The sequence below is a fragment of the Williamsia sp. Y712 genome, from assembly GCF_059445525.1.
In genome coordinates, this window is record NZ_JCAIUN010000004.1 from 429,683 (window position 1) to 455,278 (window position 25,596).

General features: G+C 64.1%; 27 protein-coding genes. 13 read left to right on the top strand and 14 right to left on the bottom strand.

What is annotated here, in order from left to right:
- Positions 1 to 97 precede the first annotated feature (97 nt).
- The 3 genes from AC1D75_RS25165 to AC1D75_RS25175 are packed head-to-tail and all read right to left on the bottom strand — an operon-like array spanning position 98 to position 1,976.
- The gene (locus tag AC1D75_RS25165) at positions 98 to 421 is read right to left on the bottom strand and encodes a DMT family transporter (RefSeq protein ID WP_495518049.1); all 324 of its coding nucleotides are present in this window, start codon (positions 419 to 421) and stop codon (positions 98 to 100) included.
- Between the two features lie 5 nt (positions 422 to 426).
- A complete protein-coding gene (locus AC1D75_RS25170) occupies positions 427 to 777 on the bottom strand; it encodes a DMT family transporter (protein WP_495518050.1) in 351 nt (116 codons plus the stop codon).
- Positions 778 to 788: 11 nt separating this feature from the next.
- Positions 789 to 1,976 (bottom strand): alpha/beta fold hydrolase, encoded by a 1,188-nt coding sequence (locus tag AC1D75_RS25175; RefSeq protein ID WP_495518051.1) that lies wholly within the window; start codon positions 1,974 to 1,976, stop codon positions 789 to 791.
- A 151-nt stretch (positions 1,977 to 2,127) separates the two neighbouring features.
- Between AC1D75_RS25175 and AC1D75_RS25180 the strand changes: the two genes are divergently transcribed.
- The 6 genes from AC1D75_RS25180 to AC1D75_RS25205 all read left to right on the top strand — a co-directional run bounded on the left by AC1D75_RS25180 (position 2,128) and on the right by AC1D75_RS25205 (position 7,698).
- Positions 2,128 to 3,138, top strand: a complete 1,011-nt coding sequence (locus AC1D75_RS25180) for an EamA family transporter (protein ID WP_495518052.1) — start codon at positions 2,128 to 2,130, stop codon at positions 3,136 to 3,138.
- Positions 3,139 to 3,176: 38 nt separating this feature from the next.
- On the top strand, positions 3,177 to 3,872 hold the full coding sequence (locus tag AC1D75_RS25185; RefSeq protein WP_495518053.1) for a type 1 glutamine amidotransferase domain-containing protein: 696 nt from the start codon (positions 3,177 to 3,179) through the stop codon (positions 3,870 to 3,872).
- Positions 3,873 to 3,971: 99 nt separating this feature from the next.
- The gene (locus tag AC1D75_RS25190) at positions 3,972 to 4,943 is read left to right on the top strand and encodes a TIGR00341 family protein (RefSeq protein WP_495518054.1); all 972 of its coding nucleotides are present in this window, start codon (positions 3,972 to 3,974) and stop codon (positions 4,941 to 4,943) included.
- A 94-nt stretch (positions 4,944 to 5,037) separates the two neighbouring features.
- Positions 5,038 to 5,403, top strand: a complete 366-nt coding sequence (locus tag AC1D75_RS25195; RefSeq protein ID WP_495518417.1) for a nuclear transport factor 2 family protein — start codon at positions 5,038 to 5,040, stop codon at positions 5,401 to 5,403.
- A gap of 166 nt (positions 5,404 to 5,569) precedes the next feature.
- On the top strand, positions 5,570 to 6,787 hold the full coding sequence (locus AC1D75_RS25200) for an acetyl-CoA C-acetyltransferase (RefSeq protein WP_495518055.1): 1,218 nt from the start codon (positions 5,570 to 5,572) through the stop codon (positions 6,785 to 6,787).
- A gap of 38 nt (positions 6,788 to 6,825) precedes the next feature.
- Positions 6,826 to 7,698 carry an LLM class F420-dependent oxidoreductase gene (locus AC1D75_RS25205; protein ID WP_495518056.1) on the top strand — a complete coding sequence of 291 codons (873 nt, stop codon included), beginning with the start codon at positions 6,826 to 6,828 and terminating at the stop codon, positions 7,696 to 7,698.
- A 45-nt stretch (positions 7,699 to 7,743) separates the two neighbouring features.
- Here AC1D75_RS25205 and AC1D75_RS25210 read toward each other — a convergent pair whose 3' ends face one another.
- Both AC1D75_RS25210 and AC1D75_RS25215 read right to left on the bottom strand, forming a co-directional pair.
- Positions 7,744 to 8,862: an NDMA-dependent alcohol dehydrogenase gene (locus tag AC1D75_RS25210; protein ID WP_495518057.1), complete on the bottom strand. Its 1,119-nt coding sequence runs from the start codon at positions 8,860 to 8,862 to the stop codon at positions 7,744 to 7,746.
- Positions 8,863 to 8,935: 73 nt separating this feature from the next.
- Positions 8,936 to 10,366: an aldehyde dehydrogenase family protein gene (locus AC1D75_RS25215; RefSeq protein ID WP_495518058.1), complete on the bottom strand. Its 1,431-nt coding sequence runs from the start codon at positions 10,364 to 10,366 to the stop codon at positions 8,936 to 8,938.
- Positions 10,367 to 10,662: 296 nt separating this feature from the next.
- On the opposite strand from AC1D75_RS25215, the gene AC1D75_RS25220 reads away from it, so the two are divergent.
- The 3 genes from AC1D75_RS25220 to AC1D75_RS25230 all read left to right on the top strand — a co-directional run bounded on the left by AC1D75_RS25220 (position 10,663) and on the right by AC1D75_RS25230 (position 14,073).
- Positions 10,663 to 11,406: an SDR family NAD(P)-dependent oxidoreductase gene (locus AC1D75_RS25220; protein ID WP_495518059.1), complete on the top strand. Its 744-nt coding sequence runs from the start codon at positions 10,663 to 10,665 to the stop codon at positions 11,404 to 11,406.
- Between the two features lie 26 nt (positions 11,407 to 11,432).
- Positions 11,433 to 12,272 (top strand): mycofactocin-coupled SDR family oxidoreductase, encoded by an 840-nt coding sequence (locus AC1D75_RS25225; RefSeq protein ID WP_495518060.1) that lies wholly within the window; start codon positions 11,433 to 11,435, stop codon positions 12,270 to 12,272.
- A 349-nt stretch (positions 12,273 to 12,621) separates the two neighbouring features.
- A complete protein-coding gene (locus AC1D75_RS25230) occupies positions 12,622 to 14,073 on the top strand; it encodes an MFS transporter (protein ID WP_495518061.1) in 1,452 nt (483 codons plus the stop codon).
- Positions 14,074 to 14,167: 94 nt separating this feature from the next.
- Here the strand turns inward: AC1D75_RS25230 and AC1D75_RS25235 are convergent, their stop codons facing one another.
- From AC1D75_RS25235 to AC1D75_RS25275, 9 genes are all read right to left on the bottom strand, one after another.
- Positions 14,168 to 14,929, bottom strand: coding sequence for an SDR family NAD(P)-dependent oxidoreductase (locus AC1D75_RS25235; protein WP_495518062.1), 762 nt, complete (start codon positions 14,927 to 14,929; stop codon positions 14,168 to 14,170).
- Positions 14,930 to 15,016: 87 nt separating this feature from the next.
- Positions 15,017 to 15,832 (bottom strand): mycofactocin-coupled SDR family oxidoreductase, encoded by an 816-nt coding sequence (locus AC1D75_RS25240; RefSeq protein ID WP_495518063.1) that lies wholly within the window; start codon positions 15,830 to 15,832, stop codon positions 15,017 to 15,019.
- Positions 15,833 to 15,898: 66 nt separating this feature from the next.
- The gene (locus tag AC1D75_RS25245) at positions 15,899 to 16,954 is read right to left on the bottom strand and encodes a 2Fe-2S iron-sulfur cluster-binding protein (RefSeq protein WP_495518064.1); all 1,056 of its coding nucleotides are present in this window, start codon (positions 16,952 to 16,954) and stop codon (positions 15,899 to 15,901) included.
- A 109-nt stretch (positions 16,955 to 17,063) separates the two neighbouring features.
- Complete coding sequence (locus AC1D75_RS25250) at positions 17,064 to 17,894, bottom strand: MaoC/PaaZ C-terminal domain-containing protein (protein ID WP_495518065.1); 831 nt, start codon at positions 17,892 to 17,894, stop codon at positions 17,064 to 17,066.
- A 16-nt stretch (positions 17,895 to 17,910) separates the two neighbouring features.
- Entirely contained in the window at positions 17,911 to 19,089 is a 1,179-nt protein-coding gene (locus AC1D75_RS25255) for a lipid-transfer protein (protein ID WP_495518066.1), read from the bottom strand.
- Positions 19,090 to 19,509, bottom strand: coding sequence for a MaoC family dehydratase (locus tag AC1D75_RS25260; RefSeq protein ID WP_495518067.1), 420 nt, complete (start codon positions 19,507 to 19,509; stop codon positions 19,090 to 19,092). It abuts the gene before it with no gap.
- Positions 19,506 to 20,609: an acyl-CoA dehydrogenase family protein gene (locus tag AC1D75_RS25265; protein WP_495518068.1), complete on the bottom strand. Its 1,104-nt coding sequence runs from the start codon at positions 20,607 to 20,609 to the stop codon at positions 19,506 to 19,508. The genes AC1D75_RS25260 and AC1D75_RS25265 overlap by 4 nt, the downstream gene beginning before the upstream one ends.
- A complete protein-coding gene (locus AC1D75_RS25270; RefSeq protein ID WP_495518069.1) occupies positions 20,609 to 21,547 on the bottom strand; it encodes a bifunctional MaoC family dehydratase N-terminal/OB-fold nucleic acid binding domain-containing protein in 939 nt (312 codons plus the stop codon). The genes AC1D75_RS25265 and AC1D75_RS25270 overlap by 1 nt, the downstream gene beginning before the upstream one ends.
- On the bottom strand, positions 21,544 to 22,710 hold the full coding sequence (locus AC1D75_RS25275) for an acyl-CoA dehydrogenase family protein (RefSeq protein ID WP_495518070.1): 1,167 nt from the start codon (positions 22,708 to 22,710) through the stop codon (positions 21,544 to 21,546). Before AC1D75_RS25275 ends, AC1D75_RS25270 begins: the two co-directional genes overlap by 4 nt.
- Before the next feature lie 136 nt (positions 22,711 to 22,846).
- On the opposite strand from AC1D75_RS25275, the gene AC1D75_RS25280 reads away from it, so the two are divergent.
- The 4 genes from AC1D75_RS25280 to AC1D75_RS25295 are packed head-to-tail and all read left to right on the top strand — an operon-like array spanning position 22,847 to position 25,561.
- The gene (locus AC1D75_RS25280) at positions 22,847 to 23,302 is read left to right on the top strand and encodes a nuclear transport factor 2 family protein (RefSeq protein ID WP_495518071.1); all 456 of its coding nucleotides are present in this window, start codon (positions 22,847 to 22,849) and stop codon (positions 23,300 to 23,302) included.
- A gap of 7 nt (positions 23,303 to 23,309) precedes the next feature.
- Positions 23,310 to 24,209: a TIGR03619 family F420-dependent LLM class oxidoreductase gene (locus tag AC1D75_RS25285; protein ID WP_495518072.1), complete on the top strand. Its 900-nt coding sequence runs from the start codon at positions 23,310 to 23,312 to the stop codon at positions 24,207 to 24,209.
- Between the two features lie 16 nt (positions 24,210 to 24,225).
- A complete protein-coding gene (locus tag AC1D75_RS25290; protein ID WP_495518073.1) occupies positions 24,226 to 24,735 on the top strand; it encodes a nuclear transport factor 2 family protein in 510 nt (169 codons plus the stop codon).
- 43 nt (positions 24,736 to 24,778) lie between these two features.
- On the top strand, positions 24,779 to 25,561 hold the full coding sequence (locus AC1D75_RS25295; RefSeq protein ID WP_495518418.1) for an SDR family NAD(P)-dependent oxidoreductase: 783 nt from the start codon (positions 24,779 to 24,781) through the stop codon (positions 25,559 to 25,561).
- Positions 25,562 to 25,596 lie beyond the last annotated feature (35 nt).

The following is a 25,596-nucleotide window of genomic DNA, read 5'->3' on the forward strand; positions in this document are numbered from 1 at the left end:
CCTGCTTTCTCACCTGGACCCGACCCGGAAGTGGTGGGTTCGGGTGAGGCCGACCAGCGGGTTTGCTCGCCAGAACCCACCAACTTCGGGCTCGGCGTCAGTGTGCGGCACCGATTTCGATGATCAGTACTCCCCCGGCTATCAAGGCGATGCCGGCACCCATCAGCCACGTGAGTGGGTCGTTGAACAGGATCCAGGCCACCACCGCGGTCAGTGCCACCCCGACCGCTGCCCAGATCCCGTACGCGATTCCCACGGGCATGCCCTCGGCAAGTGCCAACGCCAGCGCACCGAATGCGGTGAGGTATCCGAGCACGGTCGGGATGAGCCAGAGCATCTTCCGAAAGCCGTCCGACGCGCGCAGCGACATCGTCCCGATCAGTTCGGCTCCGATCGCGATGGCCAGATAAACCCATTGCATCCGCGCTACTCCGAACCGGATCGGGGCGACTGCTCGGCAGGATGGGAACCGAGCTCCACCAGCAGAACACCCGCGATCACAATCACGATGCCCAGGCCGATCACCCAGGTGAACGGCTCGTCGAACAGCACGGCGGCCAAGACCGCAGTCAAGGCCACACCGCAGGCAGCCCAAACGCCGTATGCCACGCCAATGGGCATGCCCTCACGCAGAACCTGTGCCAGGCACGCGAATGCCACGACGTATCCGGCCACGACCAGCGTCACCCAGGCCGCGTGATCCACTGCCGCCCGCAGCGCCAGCGTCGCACTGACCTCGGCAACGATGGCACCGGCCAACAGCGCCCACTGCTTCATCGGTGATCTGGTCACCTTCGGCAGTCATTTCTCACCGGGAGCCCGGCGATCCGATCCTTGAGATATTCCTCGACATCGCTGGTGTTCACGTCGACATGACCGGCAGCGGGTTGAAAGTTGACGGTGATCGGTCCACCGAGCTCGCAGGCCCGGCCGATTGCATCGCCGGTCCACCTCGGATCGTTGAATCGATCCCTGCCGCCGTAGAGAACGTAGAGCGGGGCGCTCAGACCTGCTCTGGGCAAAGCCATCTCCTGCAGCAGAGAACGCAATGTGTCGGTGGCCGCCGGAGTTGTCGGCCGGAAGTCCTGGGCCGAGACGCGACTGAGCGCCTGGCCACGTCCCGGCGACCGCCCGCAGTCGCTCAGCGCATTCCATTGCGCCGCCAGTGCCGGGCTGCGCAGCTCGTTCAGGTTCAGGGCGGGATGACGGCGCGCCAGCGACTCCTCCAACCACTGGAGAATTCCCTGCTGCTCGACGGTCAGGGCGCCGGCGACCGCAAGGTCGACCAGCGGAACCTTGGTTGTCGACGGCACGTGGGCAACCGCGCCGACCAGGTCGAGCTCCGGTGCGTATTGCCCGGCGATCTCGTCGGCAGCCCATGTCACGCCACCGCCCTGCGAAACCCCGTACGACACCCAGGTTTCCGATACGTCGGGATAGACATCGCCGATGGCACGCACCGAATCGATCATCGTTCGCGCTGCCGCGTACGAGTCGAGATAGGGATGCGGGCCACTGTTGGTGCCCAGCCCCGAGAAGTCTGGAAAGGTCACCGCGAATCCGGCATCCAGGTAGCGCCTCACCAGTCCGGAAAGACCGTACAGATTGTCGGTCAGTGACGGTGCGCAGTTGGCGTTGATCCCCGTTGAACCGTGTCCGACCGCCAGGACAGGCCACCCGCCCGCCGGAGCGACGCCCTCCGGTTTGAACACCGTCCCCGAGACGATCACGGCCTGATCGTCGACATCGGTTGAGCGGTAGAGGATCTTGCTGCCCGAGATCTGCCAAGCGGCGTTGGCCGACGAGGTCCAGTCCTCGGTCTGGACCACCTCACCGGGCATGGGAAGCTTCACCTTGGAATGGGTCTGTGGCACCGGTTGTGCCTGGTCGGCCATCGATGCCGAAACCGCATCGCCACAGCCGGCCAGAACAAATACGGCGCAGATGGCAGCCACACCTCGCCTCGGAAATCCCACTGCCGCAATTTACCAGCGATCGCCACCGGTGACAGCCAGGTTGGCTCCGACCGGCGAATGTTCACCGATACACCTGCCGCAGACCGATTCTGGCCCTGCACACCGCCGGATCCACCCGTACCAGAGTCGCCGTGTGGGCTTTACTACTGACATGACCGGTCGAGGAAAAGCGATACCCGCGGATAGCAGAACCCGTCCGGCGTATGGCGTAATGGTCGCGCTGACGTCGGCGATCTGCTTCGGGACGTCGGGTCCACTGGCCAAGTCGCTCATCGACAGTGGTTGGTCGTCGGCCGCAGTCACGGTCGTACGCCTCGGACTCGGCTCGTTGCTACTGGCCATTCCACTGATTGTGTTGCGCCGCCGACTGTTCGCGAATCTGCGCCGTGCCCCGGTGCTCGTGGTCGCCTACGGGATTCTTGGTGTGGCCGTCGTGCAGCTGAGCTTCTTCAATGCCGTCCGGTATCTCGACGTCCCGATCGCCCTGCTCTGTGAATACTCGGGCATCATCCTGGTCGTCGTCTACGACTGGCTCATCCGCAGGCGGCGCCAGAGCCTGCTCACCGGGCTCGGCTGCGTGGTCGCGCTCGGCGGCCTGTTCCTGGTCATCCTCGGCGGCGAAGGCATCGGAGACGTCGACCCCGTCGGTCTGCTGTGGGCGATCGGTGCGGCGGTTGGACTCGCCGCCTACTTCATCCTGGCGACCGACGACTTCACGAAGTCCGGCAACAGCGTCGACCCGCTGGCCTTGGCGGCAGGCGGTCTGATGGTGGGAACCGTGGTGATCGCGATCTCCGGCGCGATCGGTGTGCTTCCGATGTCCGCGGCCACCAACTCCCCGATCCTGGCCCACACAGAGATTCCCTGGTGGCTGGTGGCGCTGGCGGTGGCAGGCATCTCGACAAGTCTGGCGTACGTCACGGGTGTGCAGGCGGTTCGCCTGCTCGGCGCCACCCCGGCGTCGTTCATCGCCTTGGTCGAGGTCGTCGCCTCGGCCCTGTTCTCGTGGTGGCTGCTCGGCCAGACCATGGCGTTCGCCCAGCTCATCGGGGCGGGCGTATTGTTGACCGGGCTGGTGGCTGTCAACGCCGGCGGTCGTCGAGGAATACCAAGCGGCCCTATAGACCTTGAACCAGGAAGTGCCCTGCAGACACCGGGGTGAAACACCGACGCCGCAATCTACGCGCGAAGGAGCACACCGTGGCAGACATACTGTTCGTCCTGACCGGAGCCAAATATTGGACACTCGCCGACGGGACCAAGCATCCAACCGGCTTCTGGGCCGAAGAGTTCGTTGCGCCCTATGAGGAGTTCACCAACGCCGGCCACCATGTGGTTGTCGCCACGCCCGGCGGTGTGGTTCCGGTCGTCGACGAAGCCAGCCTGAGCCCTGATATGAACGGTGGCCAAGATGGCGCCGACGCCGTCACAGCCAAGGTGCGATCGAATCCCGCGCTGCAACAACCGATCCCACTCGACACAGTGAAGCTGGACGACTACGCGGCCGTGTTCTACCCAGGTGGACACGGACCGATGGAAGACCTCGCGGTAGACAAGGTGTCAGGCCAACTCCTCACAGAGGCAATCGATTCAGGCCGTCCACTCGGTGTTGTCTGCCACGCTCCGGCCGCATTCCTGGCCGCACGTCGGCCGGACGGCACCGCCACCTTCGCCGGCTACCGGGCCACCGGATTCTCCAACACCGAAGAAGAGCAGGTCGGTCTGGCGTCCAAGGCCAAATGGCTACTGCAGGACCGCCTCATCGAACTGGGTATCGATTACCAGGAGGGGCCACCCTGGGCGCCGAAGGTGGTCGTCGACCGAAATCTCTACACCGGCCAGAACCCGGCCTCCTCCGGACCGCTGGCGAAGGAGATCCTCTCCGCCCTCCCCTGACTGCGCAAACGAGCCACCCATACGAAGACGAGCCACTAGCATGTGGCTCGTCTTCGCATTTCCCGGCTGGTTTGCGAGGTCGGCGAGAGGACGACACCGATGTCGATGCTGATTCCGGACAACCAACGACGCAGAACCGACGAACTCGACGAACGCCTGGACCTTTCCGTCGGTGACAGCCGCGCCAAGCAATCAGCGTTCTGGGCGATGCTCGTGCTGTCGGGCGTGATCGCGACCGCAGGTGTCGCCTCGGACTCGACCGCGACCGTCATCGGCGCGATGATCGTCGCTCCGCTGTCCACCCCGATCCTGGGTGTCGGGCTGGGAATCGTCACCGGCAGAGGCGGTCTGGTGACCCGCAGTCTGCTCTACATACTCGCCGGAATATGCCTGGTGGTCGCAATAGGCTTCTTCGTCGCCCAACTACTGCCCAATCCGACAAACGTACTGAGCAACTCCCAGGTCCTCGGCCGCACGTCACCGACATTGATGGACCTGCTCGCCGCCCTCGCCACCGGATTGGTCGGCGCAATCGCGATCACCCGTCGCGACGTGGGCGATGTGCTGCCGGGTGTCGCAATCGCCATCTCGCTGGTACCCCCGCTCGCGGTCACCGGTGTCTGTCTGGGCTCACACGCGCCCGCACTTGCCGGCGGAGCATTCATCCTCTTCGCCTCCAACGTCATCGCGATGATCATCACGGCCTCTGTCGTCTTCGTCGTTGCCGGATACAACACGGTCGTCGACGAACGTCGGCGCAGGCACAGACGCGTCTACGTCCTCCTGACGGCGGCGTTGATCGTCGTGGCGGTGCCCATGGTCGTCAACTCGCTCTCCGCGTTGTGGGCCCGCCAGATCTTCACCGCCACCGAAGACTGGCTCGAAGGGAACCCCGGGGCGCAGGTGTCGAGCGTGACCTGGCACGGAAAGACCGCCACCATCACGGTATTGGCGCCACCACCGCTGCCGCCGGTATCCGAATTGCAGCAGTCGGTGTCTGATCTGGTGCCCTGGAATCCCACCGTGAAGGTGGTCCACGATGTCGGTTCCACGGTCAGCGCCGGCGGGTGATCTCCCGCCCAGTGGGAACCTGGTAGCAGAACTCGACAGAATCTGGTGATCTCTCCCGGTGACGACAACGAACAGCGGTCCCGCTGACCTGCGAATGAAGATCCTTCACACTGTCTCCCAGTATGTTTCACTCCTGGGAACCGGAACATCGGACGCGATCGCAGGTCTGTACGCACCGGACGCAACGCTCGAAGACCCGGTGGGTTCCGAGCCTCGCCGCGGCGTCGACAACATCCGGGCGTTCTACTCGAGGATGGACAGCACGAGCAGTACGGCAGAGCTGATCACCGTGCGGGTCGCAGGCAACTCGGCGGCGTTTCACTTTCGCGTCGCCACCACAACGGCAGATGCGGTGATCACCATCGAACCGATCGACGTCATGACATTCGACGACGAGGGACTCATCACCAGCATGCGTGCCTTCTGGTCACCGAACGACGTCCACACGGTTCCACTGTGACCACCGCCGGATCCGGCCCGATCGCTCTTCGCTGACCAGGCTCACTTCAGTACCCAACCAAGCACTTGCTAGGTTGGTCTGAGCAGAAGTCTGGCGGCCATGTCAGCAAGTGACCACCGGCACGCCCACGATGCTCTACGCGCTTAAGTTTCCGAAGGGACTCCCCATGCCAGAAGCAGTTATCGTCGCCACCGCCCGTTCACCGATCGGCCGGGCCGTCAAAGGTTCACTCAAAGACGTCCGCCCCGACGAACTGGCCCGCCAGATGGTCGAGACCGTGCTGAACAAGGTCCCCGAACTCGACCGCGCCGACATCGACGACCTGCACCTGGGATCCGGACAGCCCGCGGGCAAGGCCGGATTCAACATGGCCCGCGTCGTGGCCGTCCTCGCCGGACTCGATCAGGTCCCCGGCGTCACGGTCAACCGCTACTGCTCCTCGTCCTTGCAGACCACCCGCATGGCGCTGCACGCGATCCGCGCAGGCGAAGGCGATGTCTTCATCTCCGGCGGCGTCGAAAGCGTCTCCAACTTTGCTTTCGGTAGTGCCGACCGGTGGCCCGACACCAAGAACCCCGAGTTCGCCGTGGCCATGGAGCGCACCGCCAAGGCCGCAGAGGGTGGCACCACCTGGAGCGATCCCCGCGAGCAGGGACTGCTGCCCGACATCTACATCCCCATGGGTGAGACCGCCGAGAACGTCGCCTCCTTCTCGAAGGTCTCCCGCGAAGACCAGGACCACTGGGCAGTTCTCAGCCAGAACCGCGCCGAAGAAGCCATCAACTCCGGGTTCTTCGCCCGTGAGATCGACCCGATCACCCTGGCCGACGGCTCCCTCGTCACCACCGACGACGGCCCCCGCGCCGGCACCACCTACGAAAAACTCAGCCAGCTCAAGCCGGTGTTCCGTCCCGACGGCACCGTCACCGCCGGCAACGCCTGCCCCCTCAACGACGGCGCCGCCGCCCTGGTCATCATGAGCGACACCAAGGCCAAGGCCCTCGGCCTGACCCCGTTGGCCCGGATCGTCGCCACCGCAGCAACCGGCCTCTCCCCCGAGATCATGGGCCTGGGCCCCATCGAAGCGGTCCGCAAAGCCCTGCGCTTTGCCGGTATGGGCATCGACGACATCGACCTGTTCGAGATCAACGAAGCCTTCGCCGCACAGGTCCTCGGATCGGCCAACGAACTCGGCATCGACCACGACAAGCTCAACGTCTCCGGTGGCGCGATCGCACTGGGTCACCCGTTCGGCATGACCGGTGCCCGGATCACCACCACCCTGATCAACAACCTCAAGACCTACGACAAGACCTTCGGCGTCGAAACCATGTGCGTCGGCGGCGGACAGGGCATGGCGATGGTCCTCGAACGCCTCAGCTGAGCCATCGGTCGCCACCACCACAGGGAAGCTGCAGAGATATGCGCCTTGGCATTTCAACACCGGTCCTTGTCCAGCACCCGAGCACCCGTTCGGAGTGGGAAGCCACCGCAACCATCGACGACGTTGCGGAAATTGCGCAATGCGCTGATCGTCTGGGATTCCACCATCTCACCTGCAGTGAACATGTGGCGGTGCCGATCGATGTGGCGACCGAGCGTGGTGGGACGTACTGGGATCCACTGGCGACGTTCGGCTACCTGGCGGCGCGCACCCGGCAAATACGGTTGGCCACACAGGTTTTGGTGCTCGGTTACCATCATCCGCTCGAAATCGCGAAGCGGTACGGCACGCTCGACCGCATCAGTGGCGGCCGCCTGATCCTTGGCCTGGGTGTGGGAACCCTCAAAGAGGAGTTCGAGCTGATCGGCGCGCCGTTCGATGACCGCGGGGCTCGCGCCGATGACGCGCTTGCCGCAATTCGGACGTCTCTGTCGACATCGCAACCGGAGTACCACGGCCAGTTCTACGACTACGAAGGTTTTGTGGTCGAGCCACACGCCGCGGCGCAGCGGGTCCCGATCTGGATCGGCGGCCGCACCAAGCGGTCGCTGCGCCGGGCGTGTGAGCACGGCGATGGATGGGTTCCGTTCGGGCTCAGTATGTCCGAGCTGAAGTCGATGCTCGAAACGGCCACCTGCCCAACGCCCTTCGACGTCGTCCTGTCGGCAGGCTTTCCACTCGATCCGCTGGGTGATCCTGACAAGACCGTCCGGACACTGGCGCGCCTGCGCGATGCAGGGGCGACAATCGCCAGTACCTCACTCGCGGCACGAGCCGCCGAACACTACTGCGAACAGGTCGAAGAGCTTCATCGACTCGCGGCCGCCGAGGGTGTCGAGTTCACCATCTGATCTGATGAACTCGACACCCTCGTCGAGCCTGAATTGTCGCGGGTGTCAGAAGTGGACAACTCCGCGCAGGTTCTTGCCTGCGTGCATATCCGCGAAACCCTGGGCGATGTCGTCGAGCTTGTAGGTGTTGGTCACCAGCTTGTCGAGTTCGAGTTTGCCCGAGGTGTAGAGATCGATCATCCACGGAATATCGGCTGTGGGCGCGCAGGAACCGAACAACGAACCCTGCAAACGCTTTTGGTACAGGGTCAGTTCCATCGGGCTGATCGGAATACCGACGTCCGTCATCTTTCCGAGTCCGGTGACCACACAGGTTCCGGCCTTACGGATCGCCGAGAACGCGGCCGCGATGTGTTCACCGGTGGTGACGCCGACGGTGACGATCGCCGCGTCAGCGCCCTGTCCATTGGTGAACGACCTGGCGATCTCGGTGGCCTCTTCCATACCCGAAACAGCGTGGGTGGCACCGAACTCCAACGCACTCTGTCGTTTGAACTCGACAGGATCCACCGCGATGATGTGCGCGGCGCCGGCATGGGCGGCACCTTGGACGGCGTTGATCCCGATACCGCCGATGCCCTCGATGATGACCGTCTGCCCGGGGTAGACCTGAGCAGAATTGACCGCGGCACCCCAACCGGTCACCACACCGCAACCGAGCAGGCACAGCACTTCCAACGGCAGGTCCTTGTCGACGATCTTGACAGCCGAGTCCGTACTGACGGTGGTGTATTCACTGAAGGTGGAGAGCCCGCAGGTCTGCGCCACCGGCGCACCGTCGAGGCTGAGCCGGAAGCTGGTCGGATCGTCCGGCCGAGTGCCTGCCATGATCGCCGCGCCACGGTCGCAGAGATTTTGCAAACCCTTTGCACACCAACGGCATCGGCCACAGGCGGCGACGAAAGAGAACACGACGTGGTCGCCTTCGGCCCAGCCGTGGGTCTCCGGACCCACAGCCACCACGACACCGGCACCCTCGTGGCCACCGCAGATCGGATAGGAGGCCACCGCATGGTCACCGCAGGCGATGTGGTCGTCGGAGTGGCATAAACCCGAGGCGACCATCCGGACGGTGATCTCACCCCGCCGTGGTTCGTCGAGATCGAGTTCGGCGATCTCGTAAGTGCCGGGCGCCTGGCGGATGATCGCGCCGCGTGTCTTCATTCGGTTGTTTCCCTTCGGGGGTGCTGCGGCGACGTTCGAAACGACGCCGCGGGAGGTCAGGTGGTGTGAATGTTCAGGGCGTGATCTGAGCGGTCATCGCGGCGACAAAATGGTCGCCGTAGGGCGGCAACATCCCCCACTCGCCGCGGGGATCGGCGGCCGGTGCGATGAATACCGTTCGGGTGTGGCTGAATTCGAGAAAACCCTCGCGGCCGTTGTAGTGGCCGATACCCGAGGCACCTACCCCGCCGAACGGGGCGTCCATCATTGCCGGGTGCATCATGACGTTGTCGACGGTGACCCCACCGGAGCTGGTGCGATCGAGGACTGTCCGACGCTCGTCGTCATCTGCGCCGAAGTAGTAGAGCGCCAACGGTTTCGGTCCGTCATTGATCCCTTCGACGACGTCGTCGACATCGTCGTAGGGCAACACCACCATCGCCGACCCGAAGATCTCCTCGGTGCGGATACGCGAGTTCACCGGCGGGTCGACCACAATGCGAAGCGGCCGGCGACGGTCCGCCCCGGACAATTCCTCGTCGGGTGCGGTGACGACGCGGGCCCCTAGTTCGGCGGCCTCCTGCACGTATCCGTCGACCCGTTCGAGGTGGCGTTCGTTCACCGCGGCCACAACGTCCGCATTGCCGGAAATTGTCGGGTGTAGTTCCGCGAAAGCGCCTGCCGCAGCATCGATGAACACGTCCACATTCTCACGCGGGACATAGACGGTGTCTGGGCTGACGCAGATCTGCCCGCCGTTGGTGGCCTTGGCAATTGCGATCTTCGTCGCCGCGTCCTTCAGATCCGCCGACCGGCCCACGACGACCGGCGATTTTCCACCGAGTTCGAGTGTGACCGGAACCAGATTGCGCGCCGCGTTGGCCATCACAGCCCGGCCGACAGCTCCGCTACCGGTGACCACGATGTGATCGAAGGGCAGCGACGTCAGCGCCTCGGCAACCTCGACTCCCCCGGTGAACGCGGTGACCACTGCGGGGTCCAGCTCTGCTTCGACCGCCAGCGCGAACGCCTCGGCGGTGCGCCCGGTGATCTCCGACGGCTTGAGGACCGCACGGTTGCCTGCGGCGAGCACACCGGCCAACGGACTCAACAGCGTGAACAGGGGCGCGTTCCACGTGCCGATGATCAGAATCGATCCCTTGGCCTGGAACTGCACCTCGGCGCGGGCTCCGAGCGCGTCGTATGGCGCGAACGCCGGACGCTCCTCGGGCTGCATCCACTGCTCTAGGTGATCACGGGCGTGTTTGAGCACTCCGAGTGAACCGACAACGTCGTTCATGAGAGAGAACCCGGGATGGCGACCACCGAAGTCGGCATCCATCGCCTCCGCGAACTCTTCGTGGTGCCGAACCACGAGGTCGATGACGGCCTGAAGGTTGTCCCGGCGCTCGGCAGCCGTGGCGGGTCCACTTGCGCGATGCGCCCGTTGCTGCAGGTGAAGGGCTTCGTCAAAAGTGATCGTGGCTGTGCTGTTCGCGGTCATCGCACGAGACTAAGATCACTCCCAATGGCCGGACCCCACAGTCTCGGTGAGCGGGACCACGCTGATCAGACCGGCCGGCCCGCGCCCACCGGCGCATAATTCGCCGCTTCCAGCGGCTCGGCTCCACACCGGCGAAGTCCCGCTGACCGGGATTGATTGCAAAATTGGCGTTGTGCCGCATACGAATAGAATTGATTCTATTCTGGAGACCAGGTAGCCACACGTCTCCGACGCGGTCACCGAGGTTTCACCGATCCGACGGGCTCAGCGCGGAGGCATCGAGCACGAGGAGTGCAATGAGACTGCAAGGTAAGACAGCAATCATCACCGGCGGAGCCGGTGGAATCGGCGGGGCGATCACCCGCGTCTTCGTCGCGCAGGGAGCCAACGTCCTGTTCGTCGACATCGACGACGAACGCGGAGTCGCGCTGGAGAGCGAACTCGGCAGCGCATCAAAGTTTCTCAACATCAACATCTCGGAATCCGGTGCGGCAGAGAAGATACGTGACGCCGCGGTTGCGGCATTCGGATCAGTGGACATCCTGGTCAACAACGCCCACGCATCTCGCCAAGCCCTACTCGTCGATCACACGGCCGAAATGTTCGAATTGTCCTTCAACACCGGCTTCTATCCGACCGTGCATCTCATGCAGGCCTGTTACGAACAGCTGAAGGCATCGTCGGGTTCGGTGATCAACTTCGCTTCCGGTTCAGGTCTCGAGGGTATGCCGACCCAGACCTCCTATGCAGCTGCCAAAGAAGCCATCCGGGGAATGAGCCGAGTGGCCGCCAACGAATGGGCCGCTGATGGTATCCGGGTGAACATCATATGCCCGTTCGCTGCCACCGAGGGTGTTCTCGCATGGCAGAAGGCCTTTCCCGAGCGTGCGGCCGAGTCCGTGGCGAAGGTTCCGCTGCAGCGGATCGGAGATCCGGAGACCGATATCGCGCCCGTCGTGGTCTTCCTCGCGTCCGAGGACTCCAAGTACATGACCGGTCAGACCGTGATGGCCGACGGCGGCATCATCAAACTTCGCTAGATCCGAACAGAATCCAGGAGTAGACCATGACAGACGGTTTTGACGGACAGGTCGCACTGATCACCGGGGCTGCCCGCGGACAGGGTCGCAGCCACGCCCTCGCATTCGCCAAGCGTGGCGCCGATGTGGTCATCTGCGACAGATGCGAAGACAGCCCGGCGGTTGGCTATCCACTAGCGACAGAAGCCGATCTCGCCGAGACCGTTCGACTGGTCACGGAAACCGGTCGCAGGTGTATTGCCGTCAAGGCCAACACCGCCGATCGGGCTGCGATGGATGCACTTGTGGCACAAGCAGAATCCGAATTCGGCCGGATTGACATCGCCGTTGCCAATGCCGGCGTATCCGTCGCCGCACCGGTCCAGGCGATGACGCAGGCGCAGTGGTCCGAGGTCATCGCATCGAATCTGACCGGGGTCTTCAACACCGTCGGCGCAGTTTCCCCAGGCATGATCGAGCGCGGATTCGGTCGCATCGTCACCATCTCGTCCATGCTCGGCCGGGCAGGCAACACCAACATGGTCGGTTATGCGGCGGCCAAGTGGGGTGTCATCGGACTGACCAAGAGCGCAGCACTCGACCTTGCCGGCCATGGCATCACCGTCAATGCGATTGCGCCGGGCAACATCTCGACCCCGATGATCCACAACGCCCAGCTCTACGCGATGATGCGGCCCGACCTCGAATCGCCGACGATCGATGATGTGGCACCCATCTTCACTTCGCTGCACGCCCAGCCGGTGCCGTGGCTCGACGCCGAGGAGATCACCAGGGTGGTGCTGTTCCTCGCCGACAAGGCCAGCGCACACATCAGCGGAACGGTCATCCCCGTCGACGCGGGCAACGCCGCACGCGTCACCGGCTGACACCCTCATCCCCTTCATCCCGCTGTGGCCCCTGGTGATCCGATCACCGTTGGCCACAGCGGGTTCGTTGTCCCAGCGCCATGATGCCTCCATCAAGATGTTGCGCACTAACTGCGTACCGCGACAAACGGTCTGGGGCTCGCACCTAGTTTCCACTCACCGGGACTGAACCCCGTATGTGCTGTGCGTCACTGTATTTGTTTATTCACTCGGCGGTCACTTTCCGCTTCCGATACAGGTAAGGACACACAATGCTGAACGGCACAGCAATGGCCCAAGGGCTTCTGCTCCCACGGTGTTGCAGCGCGACGACCACGCCCATCGCAGGGCACCTTCTTGGAGGAATTCGATGACCACCATTCCCGATCCGGTTGCTCCCCCCAGGCCTCCGCTACCCACGAGCGGGCGCTACAACCGGCGTCGCTCAGCCGGGATCATCATCACCATCCTGGTGCTGGTCGAGATCATCAGCGCATTCGAGACCTCGATGGTGTTCGCCGCGATCCCGACCATCATCGCCGACTTCGGCAGCGACGCAGCCACAGTCGGATGGGCAGTGACGGCATTCCTTCTGGTCGCCGCCGCCTCGGCTGCGGTCTGTGGCCGCCTCGGTGACATGTTCGGACGTGAACGGGTCCTGGTGGTCATCCTCGCCATGGCCACGATCGGTTCGCTGGTCAGCGCGCTCGGAGACAGCATCACTGCGATCATCGTCGGACGCGCGATCCAGGGCGTGGCGGGCGCGATTCTCCCGTTGTGCCTCGGCCTCGCCCGTGAACACCTCGCCAAAGAGAAGGTTCCCGTTGCGATCGCGATCATCTCGGGCTCGGCAGTGGCCGCAGGCGCTGCGTCTGCGTACATCGCGGGCCTGATGATCGACAACTACAGCTGGCACATGATCTTCATCGTCGCGGCCGTCTACGCAGCGTTCGCACTGTTGCTGGTGCTGTTCGTACTTCCGTGGCGCCCGCCGGTCGGTACCACCCAGAAGGTCGACTACATCGGCACCATCGTATTTGCGCCCGCGATCGCAGCAATCTTGCTGGGTATCAACAAATCCAGCACCTGGGGTTGGTCTGACCCGAAGACCAGCGGCCTGATCGTTGCCGGCGTGGTGGCCCTGGGGCTGTGGGTGGTCTGGGAACTTCGGGTGACCGACCCGATCGCCAACGTGCGGCTGTTCACCAACCGCAAGGTGGCGCTGACGATGCTCGCGACTCTGGCCGCAGCTATCGGCCCCTTCGGAGTCGGTAACATGGTCACGCCCTTGGTGCTTCAGTCCCCCACCTCCGCGCCGTATGGCCTCGGAATGTCGCCAACCGATGCCGGCTTGATGGCCCTGATCGGCGCGTTGATCGGTTTCGCATTCACGCCGCTCAGCGGCCGCCTGACGCGCACCGTGGGTTCACGAGCATCGTTGATCGTCGGTGGTCTGCTCTACGTCGGGGTGGCGATCCTGCTGGTCACGGCGCATGATTCCAAGGGTGGGATGTTCGCCATGATCACCACGGCATCAATTGCGACCGCATTCGCGTACACCGCCCTTCCGAACCTCATCGTGGAGGCCGTCCCCGTCCACAACACCAGCGAGGCAACCGGATTGCAGACGGTTCTGCGCACGGCAGGACAGGGTATCGGCACCTCGGTCGCCACGACCGTGCTGGCCGCTTCGGCCGTGGCAGGCAGTGTTGCTCCCACCGTGTCGGGACTCAACGCCATCGCCGGCATCATCCTTGCCGGCGCCGTACTCACCGTCGGACTGGCGCTGATGCTCCGTCGTGGCAGCGTATACGCGCACTGACCTTCGGAAAACTCTGTAACGCAAAACAAATCGAGGTTGCATCGCTGCGGCGATGCAACCTCGATTGTTTGTTGTCACGGAACGCTGTGGAACCTCACCCCCAGCGCGACTGCCCACCATCGAGGGGAATCGTCGCACCGGTGAGATACCCGGCGTCGTCGCCGACCAGGAAGACAACCGCACGACCGATGTCGGTCTCGGGATCGCCGACTCGGCCAAGTGGGATACCGGCAACGAATGCGGCCGACTCCTCCGGGTTCCGCTCCATCCAGCCTTCGAGGGCCGGCGTCGCGGCATGCGGCGCAACCGACAGCACGCGGATCTTGTCTGCGCCCCACTCACACGCGGCCGCTCGCGTCAGCGATCGCATACCTTCTTTGATCGACCCGTAGGCGCCATAGTTGCTCGCGTCCCAACGCACCGCGGCCGAAGTCACCAGATTGATGATCACCCCGCCACCACGGGCTTTCATGTGTGGATGGCAGAGCTGCATCAAGCGCAACGTTGCCAACGGGCCGGTGGCGAACGACTTCATGTACTCGTCGTCGTCGATCGACAGGATCGGTCCGGGCTTGCAGTCATTCGCGTTGTTGACCAGGATGTCCACCGAGCCCAGCACCGACACCGTCTTCTCCACGGCGGCTGCGACATTGGCGCGATCACTGACATCGCACACGACGGGCTCGGCGACCGCACCCAGGTCCGACAGAATCGCGCAGGTGTCGAGCAGCTTGGACTCGGTTCGTCCCGCGACCGCGATCGCCGCACCCTCCTTCGCCAGCGCCACCGATATACCGCGACCGATTCCTTGACCCGCGCCGGTCACCAGGGCCACCTTGCCATCAACTGTTCCCATGATTGCGTCCTCTCATTGGGGGAATTTCCAACATCAGTGCGCCGCAGTGCATCTGGCCGGTGAGGACCGGGCCCATGCACGGGCATTTCACGCCATCGTCTGGCCCATGTCGATGACGATCTTCGACCCGGTCACCGCGCGCGACAGATCGGACGCGAGGTACACCACGGCGTCCGAGATGTCGTCGACGCTGGTGCGCTTCACCCCGGTCAGCGGCCACCGGTAAGAATCCATGTAGGCCGGGTACTTCGAGAGTATGCGCGCAACATTGGGGTCATTGCCCATTTCCGTGTCCACAGCGCCCGGATGAATGCTGTTGACGCGAATGTTGTGGGCGCCCAACTCGGTTGCCGCGGTCCGGGCCAAACCGACCAGTCCGTGCTTGGCAGCCGAATAGTGTGCGCAACCGGGGGCGGCGGCGACACCGGCAGCACTGCTGACGAGCACGATCGAACCCCCGCGACCACCGTCGAGCATGGCCGGAACCGCCGCGGCCAGGGTGCGCCACACACCGTTGAGGTTGATGTCCACCAGTGTCGTCCACTGTTCTTCCGACATCTCCCAGAAGCGGTTCCAGGTCGCGATCCCGGCGTTGGCAATCACGACATCGAGTCGCCCGAACTTCTCGACACCGGCTGCGACGGCGGCGCGGAGAGCGTCAAGATCGCGGACGTCGGCCACCACGGTGACGATGTCGCGCCCTTCGGCCCGGACCAGCCGAGCGGTTTCGTCGAGGTCTTCCACAGTGGCGGCCGCGTACCCGACATCGTCAGAAATCGGTGCACACACATCGATTGCGATCACGTCTGCGCCTTCACGCGCCAGACGCAGCGCGTGGTTACGGCCCTGACCCCGCGCCGCACCCGTGATCAGAACAACTTTCCCTGCCAGCAGATCTGTCATCTCCCGCACGGTACCCAAGTGTCATCGAGATCACACAGTTGTTCCCGTTCAACGAGATTCGAGCCTTCAGAACTCCACGTTCAGGTGGTCACTGAGCGGACGTGCCTGGCAGGCCAGGATGTAGCCGTCCGCGATGTCGTCGTCGTCGAGGATCGAGGCGTTGCCCATGTCAACTTTTCCATCGACCAATGTGCATGCGCACGAACCACATTCGCCTTCGCGACAGGAGAACGGTACGTCGATGCCCTTGGAAAGCAATACATCGACCAGCGTGGCCGAGCGCGGCCAGCTGTACTCGTGCGCTTCTCCGTCGAGTGTGACCGACACTGTTGCCGCGTCTCCGGCTTCTTCCTCGGAGATGTCAGGCAGGACCACGTCGGCGAACGGATCACCGGAGAGCGAGGTGAACACTTCTGCATGCACGCGGTTGCGTGGGATGCCCGCACGTGCCGCTGCATCATGCACTGTGTCCATGAACGGCTTCGGCCCACACATGAACACCCGGTGGCCGTTGAACGCGGAGGCGAGGCCGGCGAGTTGATCCGCAGACGGCAGACCCTGGACGCTCTCGAGCCAGTGGATCACCGACAACCGGTCACCGTGCAATGCGGTGATCTCCAACAACTCGCGCGCGAAGATCACCGACTTCTCGTCGCGATTGGCGTACACGAGAACTACCTTGCGGGTGCCCTGGCTCAGCGCCGACTTCAGAATCGAGATCACCGGGGTGACACCACTACCGGCGGCGAACAGCAGCAGGTCGTCGTCGAAGTGCGCGGGGGTAAAAACACCTGCGGGTGGCAACACCTCGATCACGTCGCCGACCACGACGTTGTCGCACAGCCAGTTGGAGGCATAGCCGTCCGCAGTCCGCTTGATGGTCACCTTCGGCAGATCGTCGGTGAACGGCGAACTGGCCAGCGAGTAGCACCGGGCGACCGAACCGGTCTGATCACTCGGCACACGCAGGGTCAGAAACTGTCCGGGCTTGTAGGTGAACTCGTCCACCCGGTCGCCGGGTACCTCGAAGACCAGTGACTTTGCATCGCTGGTCTCTTCGACGACCGCCGCGACGGTCACCTTTGCAGAACGCGAGCTGTTCGACATTTCAGCAGTTGTCATCGCGGGCGCTGCCTCTCCATACGTGTACCGGACTCGACGACACTAGGGCACCGACTGTGTCCGGGCACACTGACTTCTCGCTGAACGGGATTGGCAGGTCGCGCGATGGTCATCGCGCGTAGCCGGCACGGCCCCCGGAGATCGTCGGACTGCCATCCTTGACGAGCTCGAATGCCAGATCCGACGTGTCGCCCCACACGCGTAGACCTGCCGTCTCACCCGGGTGGATCGCCGCTGCGAAACGTCCCTCGAGCGTTGTCAGGTCGGCCGGATGCGCACCGGTCAGGCGTGCCAGCTCCACCGCTGCGACACCCAGCGTGCACAGTCCGTGCATGATCGGACGCGGCTGGTTGATCTTGGCCGCAGCCTCGGGATCGATGTGGATGTGATGGCGATCGCCGGTGAGGCGGTACAGCGCTGCCTGATTCTCTGTGGTGTGCACCACGCCTTCGAGAGCCGGATCGCCCTGCGGTCCGGCGGGGCGTGCCGGGCCGCGATCTCCCCCGAAGCCGCCTGCGCCCGGGGCGAAAATCGACCACGTGGCCACGAAGTATTCACTGCGGACCACCACCTCGAACACTGCGGCGGCGCCCTTGTCCCAGACCTCGCCGACCGAGGCCGACAAGGTCACCTCGCCACTACGCGGCAGCGGCGCCAGGACGGTCAGCTGCTGCGAACCGTGCAACGCCGTGGTCATGTCGAATGCGCCACGTGCACCCAGTTCGTCTGGCGCCCACTGTGCCAACGTCAGCGCAAACGTCGGCAGCACCCGCAACCGGTCCTCGAACACGAGGTCGAGTTCGGTTGCCTCGGCGCCTACGGCCAATGCGTAGAGGATGGCGTCGCGCTCGTCATAGGAGACGGTGCGGGTGCCAAGATCCTCACCGCGCCACTGCCCCGCGGTCTTGGTGGTTGTTCCGGCAATGCGGTCAGAGGTCACAGAGAAGTTCCTTGTCTCACGCGGCGCCGAGGATGAGGCCACTGGTGGGCACCGCGGTCCCTGCAGTGACGAGCACATTCTCCACACCATCGAGCTGATTCGTCGAGGTACCCCGCAGCAGGCGGACTGCTTCGGCAATGCCGTTCACGCCGTGCAGGTACGCCTCACCGATCTGACCACCATGGGTGTTCGACGGAAGCCGTCCACCGATCTCCAGGTTGCCGTCGCGGATGAAGTCTTTGGCCTCACCCGTGCCGCAGAAGCCGAGTTCTTCGAGCTGCGGCAACACAAGTGGGGTGAAGTGGTCGTAGAGGATCGCGGCGTTGATGTCGGCAGGCGACAGACCACTCTGACCGTAGAGCTGACGGCCGACCAATCCCATCTCCGGGATGCCCGCGATGTCGGGCCGGTAGTAGCTGGTCATCATGTGCTGGTCTTTGCCACTGCCCTGCGCGGCGCCCTTGATCAAAGCCGCGGTGCCGGTGAGGGTCTTGGCACGTTCGGCCGAGACGATCACGAGCGCCTGACCGCCGTCGGTCTCCTGGCAGCAATCGAGCAGATGCAGCGGCTCTGCGATCCACCGCGAGTTCTGGTGGTCTTCCAGCGTGATCGGCCGCTCGTAGAACCAGGCGGCGGGATTGTTCGCGGCATGCTTGCGGGCCACCACGGCCACTCGGCCGAAATCCTCACTCGTGGCGCCATATTGGTGCATGTACCGCCGGGCGAACATCGCCACCCACTGTGCGGGTGTCGACAGACCCTGCGGCGTCATCCAGGCGTATGCGGCCCGGTCGGCGGTGCTGTCCATCGGCCGGTCGTGCTGACCGAGGCCGTAACGCACGCCCGAACGCTCGTTGAAGGCGCGGTAACAGACCACAACATCCGCGACGCCGGTGGCCACCGCCATCGCAGCCTGCTGCACGGTCCCGCAGGCGGCACCGCCGCCATATCCGATGCGGGAGAAGAACTTCAGCTCGCCGAGCCCGCAGTTGCGAGCCACCAGCACTTCGCCGTTCGTCTCGGCGGTGTAGGTCGAGAGTCCATCGACCTCGGACGGATCGATACCGGCATCGGCCAGCGCGGCGATGATCGCTTCACACGCCAACTGGAGTTCGGTGCGTCCGGAGTTCTTGGAGAACTCGGTGGCACCGATGCCGACGATGGCGGCGGCGCCGGACAGTGGGCTGATCGCCATCTACAGACTTCCTTCCAGGTATGTGAACGTGACGGTGCCCTTGACGTGGTCACCGAGGCTGTTGCTGCCTCGAATCTGTACGGACACAAGTCCATCCTCGACACCTGTCACGGTGCCGGTCAGCGTCATGGTGTCCCCGGGATAGTTGGGCGCCCCGAGCCGGATCGCGACCTTGCGCAGCGATGCGCGTGGACCGGCCCAATCGGTGACAAAACGGCCGACGAGCCCGTTGGTGGTGAGGATGTTCATGAACACGTCTTTGGATCCGCGCTGCTCCGCGAGATCAGGATCGTGGTGCACGTCCTGGTAGTCACGGCTCGCGATGGCCGTGGCCACGATCATCGTGCGGGTCAACGGGATGGCGAGCTCGGGCAGGACCTGCCCCACCGCGACGTGATCCACGGCATTTTCGACGGTCATGACGCGACCCCGGAGGCGAGCTGCGCGCCGAGGCGGGTGAGGTCGGCACTCGAACCGCCGAGGGTCGCCGCGATCTGCTTGCCCCACAACAGGTGCCGGTGCACCGGGTAGTCGGTGTCCACGCCGATACCGCCGTGTACGTGCTGGGTGCGGTGCACCACACGCTGACCGCCGTCGGTGGCCCACCACTTGGCCACCAGCACTGCGGTTTTCGGATCATGATCGTTCGCGAGCAGCCAGGCTGCCTGCCACAGGGTGACCCGCATGGCCTCGAGATCGATGTAGCAGTCGGCCAACTGGTGGCTGACCGCCTGGAACGTCGACAGCGGGCGCCCGAATTGCTGGCGACCGTTGAGGTAGGTCACGGCCTGCGAGACCGCACCGGTGCCGACGCCGACCTGCAAGGCGGCCATGGCAACCTCGACGCGGTCGACGAGCCACTGCACCGACTGTCCTTCGGCGAGCAACTCGGCCGGTGCCGCGTCGAACGTCAGGTTCGATGCGATGGCGCGGGTTGTCGTCTCGTTGTTCTCCGAGGCCACGCCGGTACCTGCCGGGTCGACCAGGAAAAGGCCGGTACCCGACGGTGTCGCGGCCGAGACCACGACGCGCGTGGCAATGTGTGCGGCCGGGACAACGGCCTTGGCACCGGTGAGCGTCCAGGTTCCGTCGGCTCCGGCGTGCGCAGCCGTTGTCGGTGCGGTGGGGTCGGCGGGGCCGAACTCTTCGAGACCGACGGTCAGGAACATCTCGCCGGCAGCGACGGGAGGCACGTAGGCCTGCTTCTGTTCCGGCGAACCGAACTCCGCGATCGCCATCGCGGCCAGCGCGGTCTCCCACAGTGGCACCGGGGCGACATTGCGGCCCTGCTGTTCGAGCAGCACACACAGCTCGGTCAAACCCATTGCGCCGCCGTCGAACTCCTCGGGCAGTGCGATCCCGACGAGTCCGGCCTGGGCGAGCTCACGCCACAGCTCCCGGTCGATACGTTCATCGGTGGACTCGACGACCTTGACGCGGTCGATGCCCGACTTACCGGCGAAGATATCCGCGGCCAGGTCACCGATCGCGGTCTGCTCTTCGTTGAAGGTGAAATCCATCAGTTCTCCTCGGGTGCGGCCGGCCGGAACGCGGGAAGCGTCAGATCCGGGTCGGCGTCGATCCAGTCCAGTACCACCGGCATGTCGACCTTCACCTGATCCGGTTCGACACCGACCATGTTGGCGATCAGTCGGGTGCCCTCTTCGAGTTCGATGACGGCGACGATCAGCGGGTAGTCGAACGCGTCGATTTTGGGATGGTGGTTGACGACAAAGCTGTAGACGAACCCCTTGCCCGAAGCGTCCACGGTGTCCCAGTCCAGTGACCGGCAGTGTCCGCACATCGGTCCTGTCGGATGCCGCAGCGTTCCGCACGCGGTGCACCGTTGGATGACCAGGCGGTGTTCCTTGGCAGCGTCGAACCAGAAGGCGTTGTCCTGGTTGAGTGCCGGCCGGGGACGCAGGGCCCGGGGCGCAGACTTCTCTGCGGGACGGAAACGCAGTGTGCGCCAGCGCTGAGTGGCGACGACGTCACCGTCGGCATTGCGGTACGTCTTGAGTGTCGTCACAAAATGCCCGGTACCCAGGCCGGTCTTCTTCTCGGGAGAGATCGATTCGATGACCTCGGTGACGTTGATCAGGTCACCGGCACGCAGCTCGGTGAAGTATTCCTGTTCTGAGTCGGTGGCAACCACCGACGTGAAGCCGGCATCGGCCAGCAGTCCGAAGAGTTCGGTCGCCACGTCGGAACCCTTGCTGCCCGCGGCGGTTGCCGCGTAGCCCCGCATGGTCCAAGCCTGCACCATCGTCGGAGGGGCAATCGCACCCTCGCGTCCGGCACTGCGGGCCGCATCGTCGTCGAGGTAGATGGGGTTCTCGTCGGCCATTGCCTCCACCCAGTGCCGGATCATCGGTGTGTTCACCGGATCCTGCGCCCATGTGGTGGGCACCAGCTCCTGGCCGACCAGATCGGCGAGCGCCGCGTCTATCCCGCTCATTTTGTGCGTCCCATGCGGGCGGTGCCCAGGCCGATGGTCGCGACCATGTCCCGCAGCACCTCATTGACGCCACCACCGAAGGTGTTGACCACGCCCTGCCGGGAGATCTGCTCGATCTGACCGGCCAGGATCGCACCCGGGTTGTCGGGACGGATGCGTCCTGCGGCGCCGAGGATTCCGAGCAAGGTCCGGTAGACGTCGACGTGGGTCTCGGTGCCGAACACCTTGGTGGCACCGGCATCTGCACCCGAGAGCGTGTCGGCGGCGACCGCGGCGGTCATCTTCCAGTTCATCAGTCGCATGGCGACCAGCTTCGCGTGCGTACGAGCGAAATCCTGTTGGACCCAAGGGATGTCGATGGCCCCGGTCTCTTTGGCCCACTCCAGCACCTGATTCCACAGGCCCTCGGTGCGGCCACCGAGTGCGGCCAGCCCGATGCGCTCGTGATTGAGCTGCGCGGTGATCAGGCGCCAGCCGCCGTTGGCCTCACCGACCAGGGCTTCTGGCCCGACCCGGATGTCGGTGTAGTAGGTGGAGGTGACCATCAGTCCGCCCACGGTGGGGATCGGCGACCACGAGAAGCCGGGATCGTCGGTGGGGACGATCAGGATTGAAATGCCCTTGTGCTTGGGCGCTTCCGGATCGGTGCGGCAGGCCAGCCAGACGTAGTCGGCGGTGTTGGCACCCGAAGTGAAGATCTTGTTGCCGTCGACCACCCACTCGTCACCGTCGCGTACCGCCCGGGTCTTGAGCGATGCCAGATCGGTACCGGCATCGGGTTCGGTGTATCCGATCGCGAAAACGATGTCACCGGAGAGGATTCCGGGTAGGAACCGGGCCTTCTGCTCCTCGGTGCCGTACTTCTGCAGCGTCGGCCCGACGGTGTTCACCGTGACGAACGGGAATGGCAGACCAGCACGCTGAACCTCGTCGAAGAAAACGAATTGATCCTCGATCGAGCGTCCCTGCCCACCGAACTCGACCGGCCAACCGATGCCCAGCCAACCGTCCTTGCCGAGCATCTTGACGATCTCGCGGAAGCGGGGACCACCTACTCCCTGCTCGCCGGCGGCGCGGCGCTCGTCCTCGGGCAGCAGCGTGGAGAAATACGCGCGCAGTTCCCTCCTGAGCTCCTGCTGCTCGGGCGATTCAGTCAAATCCATCGTGGTTCTCCTATGACGTTTATGGCTATCGCTGCAATGTTCTGGACGCTAACTGCGCGCCACCGAGCGCGGTACCGAAGTCCCACCCAGCGGGAGGCCCGCGATGTCGAGGTCTCGACCACGCTGGAATGCGATCATGGAACCTTCTGATCGCCTTGCGGTGGCCGGTCTGGCGGCGCGATATGCGCAAGCTGTCGACCGCCGAAACATGCAGGTACTGGCCTCGCTGTTCACTCCCCAGATGACACTTGTGCTGCCGGCCCAGATGAACGGAACTGACGCGCCCAGCGAAGTGAAGGGCAGGCAGGCGGTGGCCCAGTCGGTGATCGATTCGCTATCACACCTGGTTGCCACCCGGCACGTCGTCGACCAACAGGTCCTCGAGACCGGCTCGTCCGACATCGTCCACGGTGAAACCTATTGCACCGCGCACCATATCTATTCGCGCGCAAAGGGATACCGGGACAATCGGTTCGCCATCCGGTACCAGGACACGTTTGCGCGCGCCGAAGGCCACTGGTTGTTCGCACGTCGCGAACTCGTTGTCGACTTCACCGAGGACGTCGAGGTGAGACGTGCAACAACAGCCTGATCAGCGCATGAAAGTCGGAATCAACCTACTCGGAGCCGAAGCCCTTTTCGACGGCGACGTACGTATGGTCCTCGACCTTGCGGCTCGGGCGGACCGTGCCGGTGTCGATCTGATCTCGACCGGTGATCATCTCGGCTTCACCGGAGATGCCCACGGACAGCGAGTGCGGGATCACAACTTTCTGTTTCCCCTTGAACACCCCTGGTACGAGCCGATCTCGCTGCTTTCGGGTATTGCGGCCGTCACCACTCGCGTGCAACTGGGGGTATCGGTACTGATCGCCAATATTCGGCCGGCGGCTCTGCTGGCCAAACAGCTTGCGACTCTCGATGCCCTGTCGCAGGGACGCGTCGTGATGGGATTCGGTGTGGGATGGCAAGAGGCGGAGTACACCGCGACCGGCATGCCGTTCGACGCCCGCTTCGGACGGATGGAAGAGGCTGTGCAGGCCTGTCGAGAGCTATGGACGAATGCTCCGGCCAGTTTCACCGGACGGGACTTCTCCTTCACGGACTTCCACAGCCTTCCGTTTCCGGTTCAGGATCGTGTCCCGATCCTGCTCGGATTCGGCCCGAGTCAACGCAACTTCGACCGGATCGCCCGCGTCGCAGATGGCTGGACCGTCAATCCGACCGACCTGTCGTTGTTCGCAGACAGCGTCGCTCTTCTCCGCAAGACATTTGCCGCGCACGGTCGTGATCCCCACTCTGTCCGCATCCAGGTTTCCGTCTCACCGGAGATGGGCGTCGACGGTAACGTCGATCTCGATGCCACCGCCCGGTCGGCGCAGCGATGGTACCGACAGGGTGCAACCGTGGTCGTCTTCCGTCCCGCGGCATTCGGCATCGACGCGACACAGCTTCCCGGGCTGCTCGATTGGATGACCGATCTTGCAGACCGAACGTAGAGAATGGAACGCGAAAATGGATGAAGCAATGCAGGAAATTCTACACAAACAGGCCATCTACGAAGTGGTGATGCGGTATTGCCGTGGCATCGACCGGCTCGACTTCGACCTGGTGCGCAGGTCTTACCACAGCGACGGAATCGATCACCACACCGGATTCGATGGCACCGTCGACGAGTTCATTGATTGGGTCCGCCCGAAGCTATCCCTCATCGGAGGCACCCAGCATCACGTCGGCAACCACCTCGTGGAGCTGTACGGTCATCAGGCGATCAGCGAATCCTATTTGATGGCAATGCATTGGGGCGGACCAGAGTCGGCCGGGATGATCAACTTCACCAGTGGCACCCGCTACATCGATCTCATGGAGCTCCGCGAAGGACGGTGGGCCATCACCGAGCGTTGGGCGGTGCGAGAGTGGACGCGTTCCGAAGCCGGTCGGCTGATCGATCCCATGGGGGCGGGCCCACGCGGTCAGCGCGATGCCTCCGACCCGCTGGTCCAGTTGCGGTCTCGGATCGTCTGAGTCACTCTCCCAGGAAAGGATTGGGGTGTCTGACTTTTCAGCCATGTCCGGGGCCACGATAGTCACCGGCGGAACCGGAGGAATAGGTCGAGCGGTTTGTCTCGCACTGGCTCAGGCGGGTTCACCGGTCGCGTTCACCTACCGGTCGAACTCCGCCGCGGCCGAACAGCTCAGCGGCGAACTCTCCGAGCACCATCAACCCGCGAACCATCAACCCGCAGTCCAACAACCCTGTACGGCAACCCGTCTCGACCTCGTCGATGCCGCCGCAACCGCCGAGTTCGTGGAACGCGTCGTCGATACCTATGGTTCGATTCACACCGTGGTCCATGCCGCGGGCCCGCACGTCCCCATGACGTACCTGTCGAATGTGACGCCGGCGATGATGGCCGAACAGGTCGACCAAGAGGTCACCGGGTTCTTCAATCTCGTTCATCCGGCGTTACCTCACCTCCGACGGTCTCAGGGATCGGTCGTGGCGGTCACAACAGCCGCCACCACGAGATTCCCGAAACGCGACGGGCTCTCCTCTGGGCCGAAGGCCGCCGTGGAGTCCCTGGTCAGGGCACTCGCCGGCGAGGAGGGGCGCTTCGGAGTGCGCCTGAACTGCGTAGGACCCGGCATGCTCAGTGACGGAATGGCGACACGTCTGATCGCGGACGGACAGCTCGACCAGGCCGCACTCGACATCACCCGCGCAAACATTCCCTTGGGACGCTTCGGAACAGCGGCCGACATCGCGGAGGCGGTGCTCTTCCTCGCCTCCCCCCGGGCCGGGTATATCAGCGGTCAGAAACTCGACGTCGACGGTGGGTACGGTATCTGACTGCGGGATTCGGATATCGTGTGCCACGATCTGAT